The sequence below is a fragment of the Pseudomonas juntendi genome, from assembly GCF_009932375.1.
Taxonomy (GTDB): domain Bacteria; phylum Pseudomonadota; class Gammaproteobacteria; order Pseudomonadales; family Pseudomonadaceae; genus Aquipseudomonas; species Aquipseudomonas juntendi.
The window spans coordinates 1-3371 of record NZ_BLJG01000008.1 but is presented as its reverse complement, the minus strand read 5'-3'; the positions used below and the strand labels follow the sequence as shown (position 1 = coordinate 3371).

Below are 3371 nucleotides of genomic sequence, written 5' to 3'. Positions count from 1 at the left end.
CGCGTCGTACGAACAAGGCGGTCGCGCGCATCTGGCACAGGGGTTACTGGCCCGAAACAAACGTAGGAGCGAGCGCAGCTCGCGATGCGCCGCGCGGGCGGCGCTCGTTCTCACAGGCACTGAAGATGCAGCGGCTACCCTTGCCGGCGATAGGGCCATTGGAAACACCCCATCACTCAGCCTTCTGCTCCGCTACCTTCAACTCCTTGATCCGCTGGTCAATCAGCTGACACTTGTCGGGCAAGTCTTGGCTCGCCGTCCTCAGGTCCATCCCCTGCAGCTCTTCATTGATTTCCTTCGCCTTTTGCGGGTTCTGCTCGGTCAGTTGGGTGACCAGCCCGGCCAGCTCTTCACGTTTCTGCGTCGCTTCTTCCGGTGTGCAGGCCCAGGCGGGGCTGGCGCACAGCAAAACGGTGGCGCAGCCCATAATGGATAGCAGCTGTTTCATCCTTCCTCCCTCCAGCAATGGTCATGCACGGTGGAAGCTTGTGGGTGCTGGGAAGTTCAGTGCTCACGACCAGTGGATCTTTCATGATGGAAGCATTCTGTTTCTGAAATGCCGCCACCAACGGTGCTGCGCCTCTTCTGACAAATGTATCGAGGTCGGGTACTACCCAGATCACTGGAGAGGCAGTGGGTCAGCCTGCGATGTGAGGACGCGCTGTCATGTGTATACCCAATGCTTTCATCACGGTCAGGAACGATTTGAGGGTTGGGTTGCCATGCTCGCTGAACGACCGGTAAAGCTGTTCACGAGATAGCCCTGTGTCTTTTGCCAGCTCGCTCATGCCTTTGGCACGCGCTACTACGCCGACAGCTTTGGCGACATAGCTGGCATCCCCGGTCTCCAGGGCGTCAGTCATGAACACGGCGATTGCTTCAGGAGTGGTGAGGTATTCGGCGGGATCGAATTCAGAGAAGGTTTGTGTCATTTTGCATCCTCCACGAACGCAGAATATGTTGGGCTGCTTTGATGTCCCGTCGTTGGCTGCTTTTATCGCCGCCGCACAAAAGAATGACGAACGTACTGCCCGCCTGGTGGAAATATACGCGGTAGCCGGGCCCATAGTGGACCCTGAGTTCACTGACGCCGTGGCCAACCGGTGATACACGCCAGGCAGGCCCTCCATCAATCGGTTGATCCGAGCAATGATTCGCGTTCTGGCGCTAACATCCCGGAGCCCGCTCACCCAATGTCTGAAACTGCTGGATTCGATTTTTTTCATCGAATTAATGTAGTTTATAAACTACAGACGACTCGCCAGCAAATGGTTTCTGCGTATTGCGCAATGGCTCGCTTCGCACCTGCCATTTGCATCCACTCTCATTTTTCTCGGAACACCCCGTCTCAGCCCCGAGTCCCAACCTGTGTAACCCTTTCGTCCACAGCAGGAGCCCGTAGCCATGAGCACCACCTACGACTGGGACCTGATCGAACGCTTGCTGCACGAGGTGCAGAACGGCGCCGGTCACAGCTTCACTCCACGCCCCTACGCCGAGCAGCACGCTGCCGCGCTGGCCGCCAAAGGTGAGCCGGTGGGTGACCTGGATCGCTTGAAAACTCGTGCCTGTGAATATGAAAAGCTGTTGATCGAGCGTGGCTTTATCGAAAGCCGGCCTGAGGAAGACGGCGGCAACGGCGAGAACTTCGTGCTGACCGAGCGCGGCTCGCGGCTGATGAGCCTGATCGACAGCAGCATCCCTGGCTTCGAGCACCCGCGCCAGGTGTTGGACGAGCAGGTAGATGCGCTGGACGAGACCACCTTCGAACAGGTGTCGGCAAAAGCGCAAATCGCTTGAGGTCGTTTTGAGGCTGGCATGGGTGGCCGTGAAAACCCGATAATCGGTAGCTTCTGAACGCTGCCGAGTTGCTGCCCATGCCTACGTTCACCTCAGAGGCCCGCCCATGAATGCGGCCCGCAAGCACCCTGATGCCTTTGCCTTCCAGGTCATGCTGGGCCTGTGCCTGATCTGGGGCTGCCAGCAGGTGCTGATCAAGACCGCCGCCGTGGACATCGCCCCGGTGATGCAGGCGGCATTGCGTAACGGTATCGCCGCAGTGTTGGTCGGCCTGATGCTGTGTTGGCGTGGCACCTGGGAGCAGGTCGGTAGTACCTGGCGCCCTGGGTTGGTCGCGGGTGCTTTGTTCGGTGTCGAGTTCCTGTTCATTGCCGAGGGCCTGAAGCTGACCTCGGCGGCGCACATGTCGGTGTTTCTTTATACGGCGCCAGTCTTCACCGCGTTGGGGTTGCACCTGCGCCTGGCCAGTGAACGCCTGCGCCTGTTGCAATGGCTTGGCATCCTGCTGGCCTTCGGCGGCATTGCCACGGCCTTTGCCGGAGGCATGTCGTTCGAGCACATGGATAGCCGCACCTTGCTGGGCGATGCGTTTGGCGTGATCGCCGGGCTGGCCTGGGGCGCCACCACGGTGGTGGTGCGCTGCTCACGCCTGTCGGAAGCGCCGGCGACCCTGACCTTGTTCTATCAACTGGCGGTGGGGTTTGCCGGATTGTTGCTGATTGCCCTGCTCAGCGGGCAGATCGGCGAGGTGTCGCTCACGCCTTTGGCCATGGGTAGCGTGCTGTTCCAGGGGGTTGTAGTGTCGTTCGTCAGCTACCTGACCTGGTTCTGGCTACTGCGCAAATACCTGGCATCGAACCTGGCGGTGTTTTCCTTCATCACCCCTCTGTTCGGCGTAACCTTTGGGGTCTTGCTGCTGGACGAGCCGCTGACCGCGCATTTTGTGGGCGGTGCGGTGATGGTGTTGCTGGGGGTGATTCTGGTAAGTGCCGAACCTTGGGTTAAGCAGCAACTGCGCAAGTGGGTGGGGTAGTGGAACGCTTGCAACAAAGCGAAACGATTAACCAGTCGTCGGAATGCGCCGCTATGGCTTGATCCGCGTCAGAATGGCCCCTATCTGTAAGAGCAGAGGCATGCGTAATACAGGACATCGGGCTATGATCTGTATGAAACATTGCAGGATTGATTCGCCGTGAGGCTGACCCGTCAAGGGGGCATTATGAATAAACCACTGTCCAACTGGCTCCACGACCTGGCGGTCGCCTTGGGGCTGATTCCACCACCCTTGCAGCCGGTGCCGATCCCGACTGATGAAGAGCAGCGCAAGCGCCAACCGCGTCGTCGCTGATACAAGCAAAGGCCGCAGCACCTGGGTGGGGGCTGCGGCCTTTTTGTGGTGCGCCAGGCATGGCGCGTTGCGCGATAGCGCAACCAGCTTGGTTGTGGTGGCCTCGCTGGTGACTTGGAGGTGAAAGTCCTCTACACACCCGACAAGGGGAAGTGTTAGCCAGAGGCAAGGGTGTCGTGGGCGACTGCGAATCTGAAGGAAGCCCGAGGCAAAATGCTGGCCT

General features: G+C 59.2%; 5 protein-coding genes and 1 pseudogene. 3 read left to right on the top strand and 3 right to left on the bottom strand.

Annotation, left to right across the window (positions count from 1 at the left end):
* Nucleotides 1-172: 172 nt before the first annotated feature.
* The 3 genes and pseudogenes from GYA94_RS01510 to GYA94_RS01500 all read right to left on the bottom strand — a co-directional run bounded on the left by GYA94_RS01510 (nt 173) and on the right by GYA94_RS01500 (nt 1226).
* Nucleotides 173-448, bottom strand: a complete 276-nt coding sequence (locus tag GYA94_RS01510) for a hypothetical protein (protein WP_110678647.1) — start codon at nt 446-448, stop codon at nt 173-175.
* Between the two features lie 190 nt (nt 449-638).
* Nucleotides 639-932: an addiction module antidote protein gene (locus GYA94_RS01505; RefSeq protein WP_009683681.1), complete on the bottom strand. Its 294-nt coding sequence runs from the start codon at nt 930-932 to the stop codon at nt 639-641.
* Nucleotides 913-1226, bottom strand: a pseudogene (locus GYA94_RS01500) (type II toxin-antitoxin system RelE/ParE family toxin). The gene GYA94_RS01505 and the pseudogene GYA94_RS01500 overlap by 20 nt, the downstream one beginning before the upstream one ends.
* A gap of 178 nt (nt 1227-1404) precedes the next feature.
* On the opposite strand from GYA94_RS01500, the gene GYA94_RS01495 reads away from it, so the two are divergent.
* From GYA94_RS01495 to GYA94_RS28040, 3 genes are all read left to right on the top strand, one after another.
* Nucleotides 1405-1800, top strand: a complete 396-nt coding sequence (locus tag GYA94_RS01495; RefSeq protein ID WP_110678649.1) for a transcriptional regulator — start codon at nt 1405-1407, stop codon at nt 1798-1800.
* Nucleotides 1801-1906: 106 nt separating this feature from the next.
* Complete coding sequence (locus tag GYA94_RS01490; protein WP_161891678.1) at nt 1907-2833, top strand: DMT family transporter; 927 nt, start codon at nt 1907-1909, stop codon at nt 2831-2833.
* Between the two features lie 186 nt (nt 2834-3019).
* Entirely contained in the window at nt 3020-3148 is a 129-nt protein-coding gene (locus tag GYA94_RS28040) for a PA1414 family protein (protein ID WP_009683677.1), read from the top strand.
* Nucleotides 3149-3371: the final 223 nt, after the last annotated feature.